The organism is Flavobacterium sp. GW823-FHT04A11, from assembly GCF_058796535.1.
The window spans coordinates 876,704-896,131 of the sequence record NZ_CM179503.1 but is presented as its reverse complement, the minus strand read 5'-3'; the positions used below and the strand labels follow the sequence as shown (position 1 = coordinate 896,131).

Sequence of the window (19,428 nt, the reverse complement as noted above, 5' to 3'; positions counted from 1 at the left end):
CTATGCTTCACCTTACTTTATATAAAAAAATAGGATTACTTTTTGCGTGCTTTCTTCTTTTGACAGCATGTGAAACATCGGGTGATCAAAAATTTAATAACCGCAAAGTTTCTTTTAATTCAGATTGGAGTTTTCACCTAAATGATACTCTAACAGATAAAGATACCATTGGAACTTCAACAAAATGGAGAACCTTAAATGTCCCGCATGACTGGAGCGTTGAAGGGAAATTTGATGAAAAAAGCCCGGCCGGATATGGAGGCGGAGCATTGAATGGAGGATTAGGTTGGTATAAAAAAACTTTTAACATTAGTGCTTCTGATAGCAGTAAAGTAATATCAATAACCTTTGATGGAGTTTATAAAAACAGTGAAGTCTGGGTAAACGGACATCATTTAGGGAAACGTCCAAACGGATATATTGGCTTTCAGTATGACATGACGCCTTACTTAAATTACGGCGATAAAAACAATGAAATTATTGTAAAGGTTGACAATTCAAAACAACCAAATTCACGCTGGTATTCAGGATCAGGAATTTTTAGAAATGTCTGGATCGAAACCACCGATAAATTACACGTTACACAGTGGGGAACTTATGTGACAACACCAAAAGTTACTGCTCAAAAAGCTTCGGTTAATTTTGAAACTACAATTCAGAATCAAAATGCAGCTTCAAAAAAAGCAACAATAACCACTACTATTTTTAAAGAAGATACCAAAGTAACATCCGTTACACAAAATATAACCATTGCAGCAAATGCATACCAAACCATTAAACAAGAAACTCAGGTTGAAACGCCAGTTTTATGGTCTGTAGAAAAACCTGAATTGTATACTACAGTTACAGAGATTTCGGTAGATGATAAAATTGTAGATCAATATAAAACCAATTTCGGAATCAGAGATTTTAAGTTTGATGTCGACAAAGGTTTCATTTTAAATGGCAAACAAGTAAAAATTAAAGGAGTTTGCATGCACCACGATTTAGGTCCGCTGGGTTCTGCAATTAATACGCGCGCCATCGAACGTCAATTGGAAATTTTGAAAGAAATGGGCGTAAACGGAATCAGAACTTCTCATAATCCGCCCGCTCCGGAACTTTTAGACCTTTGTGATAAAATGGGTTTCATTGTCATGGATGAAGCATTTGACATGTGGAAACAGACCAAAACCAAATACGATTATGGAAATGATTGGGACAAATGGCACAAGAAAGATCTAACCGATCAATTGCTTCGTGACCGTAACCATCCAAGTATTTTTATCTGGAGTATTGGAAATGAAATTCCGGAACAATGGAACGAAAACGGAGTGGCAATTGCCAAAGAATTAGCAGCAATAACACGTCAATACGATAAAACACGTCCGTTGACAGCAGCGATGAATCCGCCGGTAAACATGAATATTGATGCCGTAACGTTACAGTTCGAAAAAAAGAACGTTCAGTTTAATGCCATTGCAAAATCGGGTGTTTTAGATCTTATAGGATATAATTACGCGCATCAAACGTATGAACATCATCAAAAGAATTTCCCTGGAATTCCTTTCATCGCAACCGAAACAACTTCTGGTTTACAAACTCGCGGTTATTATGATGCCGTTTCAGACACGATCAAAAAATGGCCGGTAAGATGGGATCTTAAATTTACAGAAGGAAATCCCGGAAACACTGTTTCCGCTTACGATCAGGTGCAGGCGCCTTGGGGATCAACTCATGAAGCAACCTGGAAAGTGATTAAAAAACACGATTTTCTTTCCGGAATGTACATCTGGACCGGTTTCGATTATATCGGAGAACCAACTCCCTACGAATGGCCGTCTATCAGTTCTTATTTCGGAATTGTAGATTTAGCCGGTTTCCCAAAAGATGTGTATTATATGTACCAAAGCGAATGGACAGACAAAACGGTTCTGCACATTTTCCCACATTGGAACTGGAAAGCAGGACAAACCGTAGATGTTTGGGCATATTATAATAAAGCCGATGAGGTGGAACTTTTCCTTAACGGAAAATCAGTTGGAGTTCGCAGTAAAAAAGGAGATGATTTACACATTATGTGGAGAATTCCTTTTCAGGCCGGAACACTAAAAGCAGTTTCCCGTAAAAACGGAAAAACAGTTTTGGAAACCGAAATTAAAACAGCAGGAAATCCATCCAAATTAAAATTAACCGCAGACAGAAGTACGATAAAAGCAGACGGAAATGATTTGTCGTTTGTAACCGTTGATATTTTAGACGAAAAAGGAACTTTGGCACCAAATGCAAATAACGAAATCAACTTTTCATTAAACGGAAAAGGAAAAATCGTAGGCGTTTGCAGCGGAGATCCGGTAAGTCATGAATCCTACAAAGGTTCAAAACATACCGCTCTTAACGGAAAATGTCTGGTAATTATTCAGTCTGATACTAAAACCGGAAGACTGGAATTAACCGCTAAAGCGAATGGATTAAAACCCGCAACAATTGTAATTACAGCAGAATAACCACTATAAACAAACTAAAAAAGACACAATGAAAAAAATAAAGATAGCCTCATTATCTCTATTCATGGGTTTTGGATTGCTTTCGCCAAAAGCGTCTGCACAAATTCAAAATGCCGATGTGCTAAATGCTCCAATAGATATCAGCAAGGATTTTCAGAATTACCTGAACACTTTTTATTTTGCCGATGAGCTAACGGGTTTTGATCCTGCAACAGGAAAAGGAACGATAAAATATTTGAGATATAATTATAAAACACGTCAGGCTTTCAACAACATGATGATGAAACCTGATGTAGAAAAACCAAACGAATTTCCAACAACAGAATACGAAGTTTCTCCGGAATTACCTTTCGAAATTCAATTTGTTTCAGACAGAACCATCAGAATAAAAACGACTTCAGGACCGCAATTTCATCCTCAAAAAGAGTCTTTAATGCTGGTTAATGGCGTTGCGCCAAATCATCCTGAATTATGGAAATACTCTAAAATCGAAGGCGGACACAAATACACCAGCAAACATGGAGTTGTAGAAATTTTATCAAAACCATGGCACGTAAAAATCTATGATGAAACCGGAAAATTATTAACAAGTACACTTCACGATACCGATTTTAAAAACAGTTATACACCAACACTTCCGTTCTCGTATGTGCGCAGAAACAGCGATTATTCCAGAAGTATGGGCGCGGCTTTTAGCTTAGAACCGGACGAAAAAATATTTGGTTGTGGAGAATCTTTCACGCAATTCAACAAACGCGGACAAAAAGTAGTTTTATGGACGGATGACGCAAACGGAATCCAGAATGAAACGATGTACAAACCAATTCCGTTTTACATGAGCAGCCGTGGTTACGGAGTTTTCATGCACCATTCAACACCAATTACAGTAGATTTTGGAAGATACTTTTCAAGCGCTAACGAAATGTATATTGGTGATGACGAAGCCGATTTATTTTTCTTTATCGGAGAACCAAAAGACGTTTTAGACCAATACACAGATTTGACCGGAAAAGCAGCAATGCCACCGCTTTGGTCATTTGGTTTCTGGATGAGCCGAATCACTTATTTTACTGAAAAAGAAGGTCGCGATGTAGCAAAAGATTTGCGTAAATATAAAATTCCAACCGATGTAATTCACTTTGACACAGGTTGGTTTGATGTAGACTGGAGAAACAATTATGAATTTGCAAAAGCGCGTTTCCCTGATGCTCAAAAAATGATGTCAGATTTAAAAGACGATGGTTTTCATGTGTGTTTATGGCAATTGCCTTATTTCACGCCAAAAAATACTTTGTTTAATGAAATCATGGACAAAAACTTAGCCGTAAGGGACCGTAAAGGAAATCTTCCGTATGAAGATGCTGTTTTGGATTTCTCAAATCCGGAAACGGTAACCTGGTATCAGGCAAAACTGAAAAAATTATTTGATCAGGGCGTTTCGGTTTTCAAAGTTGATTTCGGAGAAGCTGCTCCGCCAGACGGAATTTACCATTCAGGCAGAACAGGTTTTTACGAACACAATTTATATCCATTAAGATACAATAAGGCTGTAGCCGAAATTACCCAAAAAGAAAAAGGATATACTTTAATCTGGGCGAGAAGTACGTGGGCTGGTTCTCAGCGTTATCCACTACACTGGGGTGGAGATGCCGAAACTTCAAACGGAGCAATGTCGGCAGAATTACGCGGCGGACTTTCATTAGGATTAAGCGGATTCAGTTTCTGGAGTCATGATGTGGGAGGATTTGCAACAAAATCTCCGGAGAATTTATACAGAAGATGGGCGCCTTTCGGGATGTTTACTTCACACGTAAGAAGCCACGGTGAACCTCCGCGCGAACCATGGTTGTACTCTAAAGATTTCCTTGAAGGATTTAGAAAAGCAGATAATATGCGTTACGAATTAATGCCATATATCTACGCTCAGGCCAAAGAAAGTTCTCAAAAAGGATTGCCAATGATGCGTGCTTTATTTGTAGAATATCCAAATGATCCGGGCGCATGGTTAGTTGACAATGAATATTTATTCGGTTCAAGTATGTTGGTTGCACCACTTTTCGAAGAAGTAACAGAAAGAGACGTTTATCTTCCGGAAGGAACTTGGATTGATTACCAAACTAAAAAAATATACCAATCAGGATGGCATAAAATCAAAGCCGGCGAAGTGCCAATCGTAGTTTTAGTAAAAGACGGAACAGCTTTGCCTCACATCGCTTTAGCACAATCTACAAAAGACATGGATTGGAGTAAATTAACCTTGAAAGTATACGCAAGTGATAAAACAACTTCGGCGACAGCCAAAGTATTTCTACCGGATGGCGATGCAGTGCAAGAAATAAAAGTAACCAAAAACGGAAACAATTTTGATGTAACTGCAAATCCGTTAAACGGAAAAACCACTTTCAAAACGGAGTGGGTTAAGTAAAAAAGTTAGCCACGAATTCACGAATTTAATCTCTATAATTCGTGAATTCGTGGCGAAAAAAATAAACACATAGAAACATAGACTTTTTGTTTCTGAAAAAGAGAATAAAAAGAAACTAGTTTCAACACATAGCTATGTGAATTTAAACAAGTGAAACGCCTTTTTTTTAGTTTCAAATAAACTATGATTCTATGTGTTTAAAATAATCTAGCCAAAGATTTAATTAATAAAATTCGTGAATTCGTGGCTAAAAAAATATAATTCCAAAAAACATGAAAAACTATCTAATTCTCCCAGCCGTACTGCTTTCGATTACGATTGGATACAGTCAGAAAAATAAAAATGCTTACGAATTGGCTTCGCCAAACGGGCAGAACAAAATCAAATTTGAGTTAGTAAAAAACGCTCCTAAATATGCTGTTTCACACGGAAAAACCGAAGTGATAACACCATCTGATATGGGATTTTTATTAAAAGGAAATGAAAATTTAAGTTCAGATTTTGAAATCAAAAGCGTCAAAAACTCGACTTTTGATGAAACCTGGGAACAAGTTTGGGGAGAAAAGAAAAACATCAGAAATCACTACAATCAGTTATCGGTTCAATTACAGCAAAAAGCGGGAAACAAACGTAAACTAGAAATTCAGTTTCGTGCGTTTGATGACGGAATCGCTTTTAGATATGTCTATCCAAAACAAAGTGTAAAAGACAGTATTTTCATTATGGATGAAAAAACGACTTTTAATCTAAAAGAAGATGGAAAAGCATGGTGGATTCCGGCAAACAGAGAAAACCGTGACGAATATCTTTTTAAAGATGCTCCGGTAAGTACGCTTGATACCGTTTTGACTCCGCTTACAATCGAAAGCAAAAGTGGTTTAGCTTTAAGTTTTCACGAAGCAAATCTGGTAGATTTTGCGAGTATGACTTTGGTTAATACAACCGGAACGCAACTAAAATCTGATTTGGTGCCGTGGGCAGATGGTGTAAAAGTGCGTGTAAAAGATACCTTTACATCTTCATGGAGAACGCTTCAAATAGGAGAAACTCCGGCAGATTTAATTACGTCTTATTTGATTTTAAATCTAAACGAACCAAACAAATTAAAAAACACAGCAAGTTATTTCAAACCATACAAATACTTCGGAATCTGGTGGGGAATGCACATCGGAAAATATACTTTTTGGGAAAGCGACAAACAAGGTGCAACAACCAAACACGCCGAAGAATATATTGATTTTACGGCAAAAGAAGGTTTCCATCATTTATTAATCGAAGGCTGGAACAAAGGCTGGACACCACAATGGTATGAAAACCACATGCATATGTTTAGCTTCACAAAAAGTGCAGACAATTTCGACTTAGAAAAAGTGGTGGAGTATGGAAAGAAAAAAGATGTAGAATTGATTGGTTACCATGAAACGGGTTCTAACTTAATCAATTATTTAAAAGAAGTTGACGAAGGTTTTGCCTTATACAAAAAACTGGGAATTCATTCGGTTAAAATTGGACACGTAGGTTCAAAATTAAACATGAAACAAATGCACTTCGGACAATTTGGAGTGAATTATTTCAGATATATTCTTGAAAAAGCAGCTCAATATGATCTAGCGGTTTTATATCATGAATCAATAAAAGATACCGGAGAAAGAAGAACTTTCCCGAACATGGTTTCAAGAGAAGCAGCACGCGGACAGGAATATAACGCTTGGAGCGAAGGAAATCCACCAAACCATTTGACGATTATTCCGTTTACAAGATTGCTTTCAGGGCCAATGGATTTTACACCGGGAATTTTTGATGTTGAAGTAAAACAAGGATATCCGGGAAAAAGAGTTCACGGAACAGCAGCGCAGCAATTGGCGTTGTACGTAACGATTTATGCTCCGATACAAATGATGGCGGATCTTCCTGAAAATTACGAAGGAAAACCAGCATTACAATTCTTAAAAGATGTTCCAACAGATTGGGAAGACACAAAAGTCTTGGAAGGAAAAATTGGGCAATACATCACAACAGCACGTAAAGACAGAAACAGCAACGATTGGTATTTAGGAACAATCACAAATGAAAATGCAAGAGACGTAAATGTTTCATTGTCATTTTTAGATCCAAATGCAACTTACGAAGCACAGATTTATGCTGACGCTGAAGGAACAGATGAAACTCACAATCCAGCTGAAGTAGCGATTTCTAAGAAAACCGTTAAAGCCTCAGATTCACTAAAATTACATTTAGGCGGAGCGGGAGGAACAGCAATAAGATTTAAAAAATTATAAATATAGATTGGCAAACCCGACAGGTTTCAAAAACCTGTCGGGTTTAATAACGTAACGATTATAAATACTATCATTCAATGAAAAATTATTCAACAATACTATTTATTTCATTACTTCTAATCAATATTAATTTGTTTGGACAAAATCCTGTTGCAGAAAACAGAATCATAAAAGTAGATTACAATAAAACTTCAGGAGCATTAAATACCATGTTCAAAGAATGTATTGGCGCCGGAAGAGCCAATGAAGGTTTGCGCGCCGACTGGCAGCAGCAATTGGCCATGACCAAAAAAGAATGTGATTTTAAATACATCAGAATGCACGGTTTATTGTCTGATGATATGGCGGTTTACAGAGAAGATTCAAAAGGAAATCCCGAATACAATTACCAGTATATTGATGTTTTGTATGATTTTCTTTTGAGTATTAAAATGAAACCTTTTGTTGAATTGGGTTTTATGCCTTCAGCACTGGCAAGTGGAAATCAGACTATTTTCTGGTGGAGAGGAAACGTTACGCCTCCAAAAGATTATAAAAAATGGGAAGATTTAATTCGAAATTTAACTCAGCATTTCACAGAACGTTACGGAGCTGAAGAAGTAAAAACATGGTATTTTGAAGTTTGGAATGAACCCAATTTATCGCCAGGTTTCTGGACAGGAACTCAGGCAGAATATTTCAAGTTATATGAATACGCAGCACGCGGAATCAAAAGCGTAAATCCTGCCTATAAAGTTGGCGGACCAGCAACAGCGGGTGCAGGCTGGGTTCCGGAAACAATAGATTTCTGTGCGAAGAATAATATTCCGTTAGATTTTATTTCGACACATACTTACGGAGTTAAACAAGGATTTCTGGATGAATTTGGAACTTCGGGAACCGTTTTAAACAAAGAAGAATCGAGTATAAGCGGAGACGTAATCAATTCACGCAAACAGATTTCAAATTCGGCTAAGCCAAAATTAGAATTGCATTATACAGAATGGAGTTCTTCCTATACTCCCGCAGATCCTGTTCACGACAGTTATCATTCGGCAGCTTATATTCTCCAAAAATTAAAACAAGTTGGCAATGCCGCAAACTCGATGTCATATTGGGTTTTTACCGATATTTTTGAAGAAGCAGGACCAAGATTTACGCCTTTTCATGGCGGTTTTGGGTTATTGAATACGCAGGGAATCAAAAAACCGGCTTATTTCTCCTATTCATTTTTGAATAAATTAGGAGAAACAGAACTTCAAAATAAAGACACATCTTCATGGGCAGCCAAAAATGCAAAAGGAGATGTTCAGTTATTGTTTTGGGATTTTACCAACACACATCCGGGAGATTCCGTAAATAATCAGAGTTATTACATTCAGGATTTACCGGCTAAACCAAAAGGAAGTGTAAAAATTGAAGTTGATGGTTTGCAAAAAGGAAATTACACTTTAGAAATTTATAAAGTCGGATATAAAAATAATGACGCTTACGCTGATTATTTAGCAATGGGAAAACCGGCTCAGCTAAGCCGTGAACAGGTAAAAATTATAAAAGAAAAAAATAATGGTGCCTTGATCGCCAGTGAAAAAGTGACCATTAATGCAAAAGGAACGTACAGCAAAGAGTATAAAATTAATGAGAATGATGTGGTGTTATTCAATTTTATAAAACAATAATTTCCTTTAAAATACGAATTCAAAAAACTAAAATAAAATTATTAAGCATGAAAAACAAAATCATATACCTATCAGCGGCATTGGCTTTTGCAGTATTTACTTCTTGTAAAAATGATACACAAAGTTCAGGTTCTGATTCGGCTCAAAAAGAAGAATACAAAGGAAAAGAAATAGGTTCAGAATTTGACGCCGAAATCGACAAGTTAGTGGCTCAAATGACGCTTGAAGAAAAAATCGGAATGCTGCACGGTAACAGCATGTTTACTTCCGGCGGTGTCAAACGTTTGGGAATTCCGGAACTTAAAATGGCCGACGGACCACTAGGAGTTCGTGAAGAAATCTCACGTGATAATTGGGCTCCGGCAGGATTAACAAATGATTTTGCAACTTATTATCCTGCAGGCGGAGGTTTAGCCGCAACATGGAATGCTGAAATGGCGTATACTTTCGGAAATAGTGTTGGACAGGAATTACGTGCCAGAGACAAAGATATGCTGCTTTCGCCAGCCATAAATATTGTTAGAACACCGCTTGGAGGAAGAACTTATGAATACATGAGTGAAGATCCATTTTTGAACAAAAAAATTGCGGTGCCGTTAATTGTTGGTTTACAGGACAACGATGTTATGGCTTGCGTAAAGCACTTTGCAGCAAACAATCAGGAAACAAATCGTGATTTTGTCGATGTTAGAATGGACGAACGAACACTTCGTGAAATTTATTTACCAGCATTCGAAGCATCGATAAAAGAAGCTCACGCTTATGCGGTAATGGGCGCTTACAATAAATTCAGAGGAGAATATTTATGTGAAAACGATTATATGCTGAACAAAATCCTTCGTGAAGAATGGGGATTTAAAGGCGTTGTCGTTTCAGATTGGGCTGCGGTTCATTCAACAGTAAAATCTTTACAAAGCGGATTAGATATTGAAATGGGAACTCCAAAACCATTCAATGAATTTTTCCTTGCCGATAAATTAATCGCTGCTGCAAAAAACAAAGAAATCTCAGAAGCAGAATTGGATAAACATGTAAAAAGAATTTTACGCACTTTATTCCAGGTAAAAGCAATGGGCGCAAAAGGTCGTGTAAAAGGAAGTATTGCAACCGAAGCACATTATCAGGACGCCTACAAAATTGCGGCTGAAGACATCGTTTTATTGAAAAATGAAAATAACGCACTGCCATTAAAGTTAGACGGAGTAAAATCTATCGCCGTAATTGGAAACAATGCAACAAAGAAAAACGCTCTTGGCGGATTTGGTGCCGGTGTAAAAACCAAAAGAGAAGTTACACCACTTGAAGGTCTAAAAAACAGATTGCCATCTTCGGTAAAAATCAATTATGCAGAAGGATATTTGGAGCGTTACGATGAAAAAAACAAAGGAAATTTAGGAAATATTACTTCAAATGGTCCTGTTACAATCGATCAGGTAGATCCAGCAAAAGTTCAGGAAGCGGTTGAAGCAGCTAAAAAATCTGATGTTGCGATCATTTTTGCGGGTTCAAACCGTGATTACGAAACAGAAGCATCTGACAGAAGAACTTTAAAATTACCTTTTGGACAAGAAGAATTAATTCAGAAAGTAATCGCTGCAAATCCAAGAACAATTGTTGTTTTTGTTGCCGGTGCACCTTTTGATATTGATGCAGTAAGCAAAAAAGCGCCGGCTGTGGTTTGGTCATGGTTTAATGGTTCAGAAGGAGGAAATGCTTTGGCCGATGTAATTTTAGGAAAAGTAAATCCATCAGGAAAATTACCTTGGACAATGCCTAAAAACATCATGGATTCTCCGGCACACGCCACAAACAGTTTCCCTGGAGGAAAAACCGTTAACTATGCTGAAGGAATTTTGGTAGGATACCGTTGGTTTGATACTAAAAACGTTACACCATTATATCCTTTCGGATTTGGATTATCATACACCACTTTTGCTTTTGATAATGCAAAAACGGACAAAACTTCGTATGCACAAAACGAGACAATCTCAGTTTCTGTTGAAGTTAAAAACACAGGAAAAGTCGATGGAAAAGAAGTTGTTCAATTATATTCTTCAAAATCTGATTCGAAAATAACGCGTGCTGCACAGGAATTAAAAGGTTTCAATAAAGTATTGGTAAAAGCAGGAAGTTCAGCAACAGTAACCATAAAAGTTCCGGTTAAAGAATTGGCTTATTATGATGTAACTGCCAAAAAATGGACAATTGAGCCAGGGAAATATACTTTAAAATTAGGAAACTCTTCAAGAGATATCAAGAAAGAAGTTGTCGTAACAATTAAATAAAGCTTGAAATATTAATGCTCTTTGATTTTTATTAAAGAGCATTATTTTAACCCTTTGGGTGTAATTGTTTTAACACATAGAAACATAAATAGAAATGAAGTTACCTGAATAAAACTGAGAACTAACTATTAAACCAAACCACAAATGAAAAACACTGTAAAAAGTTACCTGTTTACTGCCGTTTTATCTTTTTCTTTTTTAAGTCTTTGGGCTTGCAGTTCTGATAAGGAAGAAACCAAAAAAGAAGAACCAATTGAAGTCGCAGGTTTATACCCAAGCTACAATACAAACCCAATTCCTGCAGATGCAACCGGAATGTCAAGTACTGCCGTACAATTAGCAGCTAAAATAAAAATAGGCTGGAACATCGGGAACACGCTTGAAGCAACAGGCGGCGAAACTGCCTGGGGAAATCCAAAAGTGACGAAAGCACTAATCGATGCTGTAAAAGCAAATGGTTTTAATGCGATCAGAATTCCGTGTTCGTGGAACCAATACTTAGAAAATTCGGCTACTGCCAAAATTAAAACAGACTGGCTAAACCGTGTAAAAGAAGTCGTGCAATATTGTATAGACAATGATATGTACGTTGTTGTAAACATTCACTGGGACGGCGGCTGGTTGGAAAACAATATTACCGAAGCCAAAAAAGAAGAAAACAACGCCAAACAAAAAGCATTTTGGGAACAAATTGCAACACATTTACGTGGATTTGACGAACATTTACTTTTTGCCAGTGCCAATGAACCGGCAGTTGAAGATGCCGCGCAAATGGCAGTTTTAACTTCCTATCACCAAACTTTTATTGATGCCGTTCGTTCAACCGGAGGAAAAAATGCGAATCGTATTTTAGTAGTTCAGGGACCAACAACGGATATTGAAAAAACAAACAAATTAATGCTGACTTTGCCAACAGACAAAGTGGCAAACAAAATGATGGTCGAAGTGCATTATTACGCTCCGTGGAATTTTGCCGGATTAACAAAAGATGAAACTTGGGGAAAAATGTTCTACTATTGGGGAGCTAATTACCATTCGGCAACAGATACAGAAAGAAATGCAAGTTGGGGAGAAGAAGCTGACTTAGAAAAAAACTTCAAATTAATGAAAACACAATTCATTGATAAAGGAATTCCTGTTTTGTTAGGAGAATTTGGAGCCATTCGCAGAACAACTTTAACCGGCGATGCCTTAACTTTACATTTAGCTTCAAGAGCCTATTATTTAAAAACGGTAGTAAAAACAGCAAAAGTAAATGGTTTATTGCCTTTTTATTGGGATGAAGGAAGTTTGAATGATAAAGGTTTTGGAATTTTCAACAGATCAAATAATACCGTTTTCGATACTCAGGCATTAACTGCTTTAAAAGAAGGATTACAGTAATAAAAAACAAATTTACCATATAAGTGATATAAGTAAATATAAGTTCAGTACATGTGAAAATCTTATATTTACTTATATCACTTACATGGTTTAAAAACAGCACAATGAAGAAAAGTATAATCTTTATTTTTTTAATATTCAGTATAATGGCAAATGCCAATGTAAGAATGCCTTTAATATTTTCTGACGGAATGGTGTTGCAGCGCAACAAGGAAATTCCGGTTTGGGGCTGGGCAGATCCAAATGAAAAAGTTGAGGTTCATTTTAACCAACAAACCAAAACAATTCAGGCCGATAAAAACGGAAAATGGATGATAAAACTGTCGGCTGAAAAAGCGGGCGGGCCATTTGAATTATCTATTACAGGAAAAAACAAAATCACCATCAAAGATGTTTTGGTAGGCGAAGTTTGGATTTGCAGCGGACAATCGAACATGGAATTTCAGATGTACAAAACCATGAACGCCGAAAAAGAAATGGCAGATTCCAATTATCCTACGATTCGTCATTTTGGTGTTGCTCAGGATTTAAGCGGAACACCAAAAGAAGATTTAAAACAAGGAAAATGGGCAGTTGCTAATAAAGATAATATCCGTGATTTTACGGCAGCAGGTTTTTTCTTTGCCAAGAAATTATACGCAGAATTAAAAATCCCAATCGGAATCATCAATACTTCGTGGGGGGGAACCAATGTAGAAACCTGGACAAGCCGAGAAGCATTCCAAAAAAGTGATGAATTTAAAGCGATGATCGCCGATGTTCCACAAGTGGATATGGATGCGGTTTTTGAAGTATATAAAAAATCAGTTTTAGATAATATAAAGAAAATTCAGGGTTTTGATGTTTCCATGGAAAATGAAAACCAATTCAAAGAATTTAATTTTGAAGATAAAAACTGGCCGGAAATTAAAGTGCCGTCTTTATGGGAAAACCAGCAAATTGGTAATATCGACGGAGTAGTCTGGATGCGGAAAACAATCACATTAACGGCAGAACAAGCCAAATCTGAAGCCGTTTTACATCTTTCAAAAGTAGACGACGAAGATATCACGTATATAAATGGTGTTGAAGTAGGAACCAACAAAATCTGGGAAGCACTAAGAATTTATAAAATTCCGGCAGGGACTTTAAAAGAAGGTAAAAACGTAATTGCAGTAAGAATTGCAGATTATTCAGGCGGCGGCGGAATTTACGGCGATCCGGCTGATCTTAAAATTCAGTTCAAAGACACGAATATTCCACTCGAAGGACTTTGGAAATTCAATGTCGTTCAGGTAAAAATTGCCGTTTCACCAAACAGTTATCCATCGTTATTATACAATGCCATGGTAAATCCGTTGGTTCCGTATGCGTTTCAGGGCGTTTTATGGTACCAGGGCGAGGCCAATGTTTGGCGTGCAAAGCAATATAAAAAGTCATTTCCGTTAATGATTACAGATTGGCGAACAAAATGGAATCAGGGCGATTTTCCTTTTTATTTCGTTCAATTATCAACTTTCAACGAATTTAACGGAAACAGTAAAGTGGGAAGCCGTTGGGCAGAACTTCGTGAAGCGCAATCAGAAACTTTGAAATTAAAAAATACCGGAATGGTCGTAACCACAGATATTGGGAACGCAAAAGACATTCACCCAACAAACAAGCAAGATGTTGGTTTGCGTTTGGCGGCAATTGCGCTAAACAATGTTTACGGCAAAAAGCAAATCTACAGTGGACCAACTTTTAAGTCTCAGGAAATAAAAGGAAACGAAATAATCCTTACTTTCGATAATATCGGAAGCGGATTAACAGCTTCTGACAATTCACAAAACGTAAAAGGATTCGAAATCGCCGGAGCCGACAAAGTTTTTCATTCCGCGAAAGCGATAATTAAAAACAACAAAATAATCGTTTCAAGCGACGAAGTAAAAAATCCCGTTGCCGTTCATTATGGTTGGGCTGACGACGATACCGAAATCAATCTTTTCAACAAAGAAAAATTTCCTGCCTCGCCTTTCAGAACCGATAATTGGGAAATGATTACGGCAAATGAGATATATAAGGTTAGTAAATAATATTTGGGCGTGACCCTTTTTACAAAAGGCGCTATTTAACAAACCGCTTATGAACGCCTTTCGCAAAGAGGGTCGGGCTATCCGTACTACTGCGGTAGCGAGCTCCTATCCCTCACGCGCGAAACAGGTAACGATAGATTTAAATTTCATAAGATAATTAAAAGAGTAATTCATGAAATCAACGCTCAAAAAAATATTTCTCATTTTACTATTCGCCTTTTTCTGCCTAAACATGTCAGCACAATCCAGTCATGTTTTATGGTACAATCAGCCGGCAGAATTTTTTGAGGAAAGTCTTGTTTTAGGAAACGGGAAAATGGGCGCGACTGTTTTTGGCGGTGCAAACTCAGATAAAATTTATTTGAATGATATTACGCTTTGGTCGGGCGAACCTGTAAACGCTAAAATGAATCCGGAAGCTTACAAAAATATCCCGGCAATTCGCGAAGCACTAAAAAACGAAAATTATAAGTTAGCCGAAGAATTAAACAAAAAAATCGAAGGCAAAAACTCCGAATCTTTTGCGCCTTTAGGAACATTAGAAATCAATAATTCCGAGAAAGGAAAAGCAGTCAATTATTACAGAGAACTTGATATTTCGAATGCCATATCAAAGGTAAGTTATGAAATGAACGGGGTTAAATTTACGCGTGAATATTTTGTTTCGGCACCGGACCAAATTATGGTAATTAAATTGACGAGCAGTGTAAAAGGAAGTCTGAATTTTGATATTAATTTAAAGAGTTTGCTAAAATCAAATCTTGAAGTAAGAAATAATATTCTGGTAATGACAGGTGCTGCGCCAATTCATGAAAATGCGGGATATACTGTTTTACCAAAATATCTGGACATAAAAGAAAGAGGAACAAAATTTACCACTTTAATCCAAATCAAAAAAACGGACGGAAAAATTACAAATTCCAGAGAAACTTTAACCTTAAAAGATGCAACAGAAGCCATTATTTATGTTTCTGTTGCAACAAGTTTTAATGGTTTTGATAAGAATCCCGCAACAGAAGGAGTTGACGATATAGCAATTGCATTGCAAAATATGAATAAGGCTTATGCAAAGCCATTCGATCAATTAAAAGCGTCACATATTGCCGATTATCAGAAATTCTACAATCGTGTAAATCTGGATTTGGGAAAAACAACCGCACCGGATTTACCAACTGATAAACGTTTATTGCGCTACGCCGATGGAAGTGAAGATAAAAATCTGGAAATTCTATATTTTAATTACGGACGTTATTTGCTGATAAGCAGTTCAAGGACTTTAGGCGTTCCGGCAAATTTACAAGGAATTTGGAATCCGCATTTAAATCCGCCGTGGAGTAGTAATTATACCATGAATATCAATCTGGAAGAAAATTACTGGCTGGCAGAAAATACCAATCTTTCAGAAATGCATTTGCCGCTTTTAAGCTTTATAAAAAATCTTTCGGTAACAGGGAAAGTTACGGCAAAGACTTTTTATGGCGTAAATGAAGGCTGGGCCGCCGCGCATAATTCTGATATTTGGGCAATGACAAATCCGGTTGGTCAATTTGGCAAAGAAGATCCCATGTGGGCGTGCTGGCCAATGGCCGGAGCCTGGTTGAGTACGCATATTTGGGAACATTATGTTTTTACGCAGGACAAAGAATATTTAAAAAAAGAAGGTTATCCATTGATGAAAGGCGCAGCCGAATTTTGTCGTGGATGGCTCGTAGCGGATAAAAAAGGAAATTTAATTACCAGTCCTTCTACTTCGCCGGAAAATCAATATATAACACCGGATGGTTTTGTTGGCGCTACGATGTATGGCGCTACAGCCGATTTGGCAATGATAAGAGAATGTTTCGACAAAACAATTAGGGCAGCAAAAATTCTAAATATTGATGCTGATTTCAGAGCTGAACTCGAAAAAGATCTGGCCAATTTACATCCGTATGAAATTGGTAAAAAAGGAAATCTGCAGGAATGGTATTTTGACTGGGAAGATAAAGACCCGAAACACCGTCATCAATCGCAATTATTCGGACTTTTTCCGGGCAATCATATTACGCCTTTAAAAACGCCTGATTTAGCCGAAGCTTCTAAAAAAACTTTGGAAATAAAAGGCGATGAAACAACCGGCTGGTCAAAAGGCTGGAGGATTAATCTTTGGGCAAGACTTTGGGACGGAAATCGTGCTTATAAAATGTTCCGTGAATTATTAAGATATGTCGATCCCGACGGAAAGAAAACTGAAACGCCAAGAAGAGGCGGAGGAACATATCCGAATTTATTCGACGCACATCCTCCATTTCAAATTGACGGAAATTTTGGCGGCGCTGCAGCCGTTGCCGAAATGCTGGTACAATCTGATGAAAATGAAATTAGATTATTGCCTGCTTTACCAGACGCTTGGGAAACGGGTTCTATAAAAGGAATTTGTGCCCGCGGCGGATTTGAAATCGAAATGAACTGGGAAAATAAAATTCTGAAAAAAGTGACGGTTTCTTCAAAAATTGGAGGAAAAACGACTTTAATAAATGGTGATAAAAAACAGAATATAACTTTGAAAAAAGGTGAAAAGTTAGAAATAAACTGGTAAATAGTTGATTTTGAAAAACCGAATGTCATCCTGAGCGAAGTCGAAGGCTTGATTTACGTAAAAGGGCTTGTCCCGAAGTCTCGGGACGCTCAGCCTGACAAAAATTAAAACCATTGATTTACATGACAATAAGTTGTCAAATTTTTGTTACAAATTTATTTTAGTTAACTTTGATTAAAATATTTCAATTATGACTTACAATCCAACAACAGTCGCTAATTATTTCATTGATAAATATTCCAAAACAGGAAATCTTACGCCAATGAAAATAATCAAGCTAACTTACATTGCGTACGGCTGGTATTTGGCTTTAACAGACAAAAAAGAAAGATTAATTGACGAAAGTCCGATTGCGTGGGATTTTGGACCTGTTTTTCCTTCTTTATATTACAGCATCAAACAATACAAGAAAGAGAAAATCACAGAGAAAATTCCGAATGCTGTAAAAGATGAAAAAATAACGAGCGAAGACGAGAAGTTTTTAGATAAAATCTGGGAAGTCTACGGACGATTTGATGGTATTTATTTAAGTGCTTTAACGCACAATGACGGTACGCCGTGGAGAAAAGTATATCGCAAAGATTCTAATGCTGTTATTTCTGATGATGATATTTTTGAACATTATAAAACTAAGTTAAAACCAATTTAAGCTTTTTATGTCGTCCCTAAATCTAAATCAAATTTCAATATCAAATAGTTCTTCCTTAACTCCCGAAGATCTTAGCAGTGCGCGTTTGCAAAATCAAATTCTTGAAGACAGGTTGGGCAGCGCTAAAGTGGGAAGATTTTTGGAAGATACCAGATTAAGAAGGCATTTAACCTATATTTTTGCCGGGATTATTTTTCTTTGGTTAGCTTCTGTAGTGTCTATTTTATATTTTAATGACAATTTACTGAAGCTGAATCTTTCAGAAAATGTACTGATTACATTGCTGACAACTTCGTCTGTAAATGTGATTGGGATGATGTTGATTATTCTGAAAAATTTATTTCCAAAACCGCTTAACGACGATGAATAAGCGATAGTTTCTTTAGTAAAACTATTCTTTCTCTGTTTCCTTTTCTGTTTCCGTTTTATTTTCTTCAGTTGATTTTTCAGCGTGTTCTTTTTTATAATCGTCATACCATTTTTCGATAGAAGGATAAACAAAACCCGCTACTTTTTTAATCGGATTATAAAAAATAGATTGGTCAAGAGTTTCCTTTTTGGCAAACATGTTGTTGAAATTGACTTTCTCAAAAAGAGCAATCAAAATACTTAAAATCAGTATTGTTTTCAGGATTCTGAAAAAACCGCCGCCTAATTTATTCAGCCATCCCAATTGGGCAAAATCTGCAATTCCCGTTAAGGCTTTCGCCAAAAGATAAACGCCAACGACAACCAGAATAAAAGTTAAAATAAAAGCCGTAGCCTGAATGGTATTTGGGTTCCAGGAAACATGTTTTGAGATGATTTCTTTCATAAAAGAAGAAAATTTGATGGCTAAATAAATACCCAGCAATAAAGAAATAAACGAAGCAATTTCTACAAAAAGTCCGTTTTTAATTCCCTTGTATAAACTGTACGCCAAAAGCACACCAAAAATCATATCCAAAACACTCATATTCCCGTCGTTTTATTGTGGCGCAAATATAAACGAATTATCTGTTCTTTTAGGTTCATAGGTTCAGAGATGCAAAGGTTCATAGGTTTTTAATATGTATGAGAAAACTAATTTTTTAATGATCCTGTTATAAAGTTAAATCTATGTTTCTATGTGTTTAATTTTTTAAGGTCTTTGTCTCCGAAGTCCGTATATTTGCAAATCTAATTTTAGAGTTCAGATTGCAGATTTTAAGTCTTAAAACATCAAATCAGCAATCAATAATCTAAAATCAACAATCTAAAATCATATTAATGTCCAGAGATACACAACTAAAAGAGCGTTGGGAAAAGCTCGTCGATATACTTTCTAATCAGTTTTCGCAAGGCGAAGATTTAGATTTAGATGCTATTATTTACCTAATTGGAGTTCAGGAGTTTGGAAAAATACACCGCGAATTCAAAAAAGATGAAAAATTAAACTTAATGCATATCGCTATTTGCCGATTATTAGAACCGTACGGATTTTACGAATTTGAATATTTTGATGAAGACGGATGGCCGCATTATAAAGTAAAAGAAGAATTGCCGCCGTTAAAAGCAGGCGAACAATCGGTTTTGATGAAAGAAGCGATTGTGAATTATTTTTTAGAAAGAGAAGTTATAGAGTAGTTTTTAGTCTCTGTCACAGTTTTCAG

12 protein-coding genes are annotated in these 19,428 nt (G+C 36.7%); 11 read left to right on the top strand and 1 reads right to left on the bottom strand.

Features of this window, described 5'->3' with window-relative positions; all coding sequences use genetic code 11:
• Positions 1-2: 2 nt before the first annotated feature.
• The 10 genes from galB (at position 3) to AC3QL1_RS04005 (ending at position 18,167) form a co-directional block, all read left to right on the top strand.
• Positions 3-2,486 carry a beta-galactosidase GalB gene (gene galB / locus AC3QL1_RS04050; RefSeq protein WP_492495323.1) on the top strand — a complete coding sequence of 828 codons (2,484 nt, stop codon included), beginning with the start codon at positions 3-5 and terminating at the stop codon, positions 2,484-2,486.
• A gap of 28 nt (positions 2,487-2,514) precedes the next feature.
• The gene (locus AC3QL1_RS04045) at positions 2,515-4,911 is read left to right on the top strand and encodes a glycoside hydrolase family 31 protein (protein WP_492495321.1); all 2,397 of its coding nucleotides are present in this window, start codon (positions 2,515-2,517) and stop codon (positions 4,909-4,911) included.
• 272 nt (positions 4,912-5,183) lie between these two features.
• The gene (locus tag AC3QL1_RS04040; protein ID WP_492495319.1) at positions 5,184-7,190 is read left to right on the top strand and encodes a glycoside hydrolase family 97 protein; all 2,007 of its coding nucleotides are present in this window, start codon (positions 5,184-5,186) and stop codon (positions 7,188-7,190) included.
• 77 nt (positions 7,191-7,267) lie between these two features.
• Positions 7,268-8,848, top strand: coding sequence for a GH39 family glycosyl hydrolase (locus tag AC3QL1_RS04035; RefSeq protein WP_492495317.1), 1,581 nt, complete (start codon positions 7,268-7,270; stop codon positions 8,846-8,848).
• 47 nt (positions 8,849-8,895) lie between these two features.
• Positions 8,896-11,133 carry a glycoside hydrolase family 3 C-terminal domain-containing protein gene (locus AC3QL1_RS04030; protein WP_492495316.1) on the top strand — a complete coding sequence of 746 codons (2,238 nt, stop codon included), beginning with the start codon at positions 8,896-8,898 and terminating at the stop codon, positions 11,131-11,133.
• Positions 11,134-11,277: 144 nt separating this feature from the next.
• Positions 11,278-12,516: a glycoside hydrolase family 5 protein gene (locus AC3QL1_RS04025; protein ID WP_492495314.1), complete on the top strand. Its 1,239-nt coding sequence runs from the start codon at positions 11,278-11,280 to the stop codon at positions 12,514-12,516.
• A 104-nt stretch (positions 12,517-12,620) separates the two neighbouring features.
• On the top strand, positions 12,621-14,570 hold the full coding sequence (locus AC3QL1_RS04020; protein ID WP_492495312.1) for a sialate O-acetylesterase: 1,950 nt from the start codon (positions 12,621-12,623) through the stop codon (positions 14,568-14,570).
• Between the two features lie 232 nt (positions 14,571-14,802).
• The gene (locus tag AC3QL1_RS04015) at positions 14,803-17,148 is read left to right on the top strand and encodes a glycoside hydrolase family 95 protein (protein ID WP_492495310.1); all 2,346 of its coding nucleotides are present in this window, start codon (positions 14,803-14,805) and stop codon (positions 17,146-17,148) included.
• 190 nt (positions 17,149-17,338) lie between these two features.
• A complete protein-coding gene (locus tag AC3QL1_RS04010; protein WP_492495308.1) occupies positions 17,339-17,797 on the top strand; it encodes a Panacea domain-containing protein in 459 nt (152 codons plus the stop codon).
• 7 nt (positions 17,798-17,804) lie between these two features.
• Entirely contained in the window at positions 17,805-18,167 is a 363-nt protein-coding gene (locus tag AC3QL1_RS04005; protein WP_492495307.1) for a hypothetical protein, read from the top strand.
• A 21-nt stretch (positions 18,168-18,188) separates the two neighbouring features.
• Here AC3QL1_RS04005 and AC3QL1_RS04000 read toward each other — a convergent pair whose 3' ends face one another.
• Positions 18,189-18,752, bottom strand: a complete 564-nt coding sequence (locus tag AC3QL1_RS04000; protein ID WP_492495305.1) for a CvpA family protein — start codon at positions 18,750-18,752, stop codon at positions 18,189-18,191.
• Between the two features lie 293 nt (positions 18,753-19,045).
• Here AC3QL1_RS04000 and AC3QL1_RS03995 point away from each other — a divergent pair, with 293 nt between their 5' ends.
• Complete coding sequence (locus AC3QL1_RS03995) at positions 19,046-19,402, top strand: hypothetical protein (protein WP_492495304.1); 357 nt, start codon at positions 19,046-19,048, stop codon at positions 19,400-19,402.
• Positions 19,403-19,428 lie beyond the last annotated feature (26 nt).

Excerpts from the sequence above, each read along its gene's own strand:
- AC3QL1_RS04035 (WP_492495317.1), top strand. The coding sequence starts at position 7,268 with ATGAAAAATTATTCAACAATACTATTTATTTCATTACTTCTAATCAAT.
- AC3QL1_RS04000 (WP_492495305.1), bottom strand. The coding sequence starts at position 18,752 with ATGAGTGTTTTGGATATGATTTTTGGTGTGCTTTTGGCGTACAGTTTA.
- AC3QL1_RS04040 (WP_492495319.1), top strand. The coding sequence starts at position 5,184 with ATGAAAAACTATCTAATTCTCCCAGCCGTACTGCTTTCGATTACGATT.
- AC3QL1_RS04020 (WP_492495312.1), top strand. The coding sequence starts at position 12,621 with ATGAAGAAAAGTATAATCTTTATTTTTTTAATATTCAGTATAATGGCA.
- AC3QL1_RS03995 (WP_492495304.1), top strand. The coding sequence starts at position 19,046 with ATGTCCAGAGATACACAACTAAAAGAGCGTTGGGAAAAGCTCGTCGAT.
- AC3QL1_RS04005 (WP_492495307.1), top strand. The coding sequence starts at position 17,805 with ATGTCGTCCCTAAATCTAAATCAAATTTCAATATCAAATAGTTCTTCC.
- AC3QL1_RS04010 (WP_492495308.1), top strand. The coding sequence starts at position 17,339 with ATGACTTACAATCCAACAACAGTCGCTAATTATTTCATTGATAAATAT.
- galB (WP_492495323.1), top strand. The coding sequence starts at position 3 with ATGCTTCACCTTACTTTATATAAAAAAATAGGATTACTTTTTGCGTGC.
- AC3QL1_RS04045 (WP_492495321.1), top strand. The coding sequence starts at position 2,515 with ATGAAAAAAATAAAGATAGCCTCATTATCTCTATTCATGGGTTTTGGA.
- AC3QL1_RS04025 (WP_492495314.1), top strand. The coding sequence starts at position 11,278 with ATGAAAAACACTGTAAAAAGTTACCTGTTTACTGCCGTTTTATCTTTT.
- AC3QL1_RS04015 (WP_492495310.1), top strand. The coding sequence starts at position 14,803 with ATGTCAGCACAATCCAGTCATGTTTTATGGTACAATCAGCCGGCAGAA.
- AC3QL1_RS04030 (WP_492495316.1), top strand. The coding sequence starts at position 8,896 with ATGAAAAACAAAATCATATACCTATCAGCGGCATTGGCTTTTGCAGTA.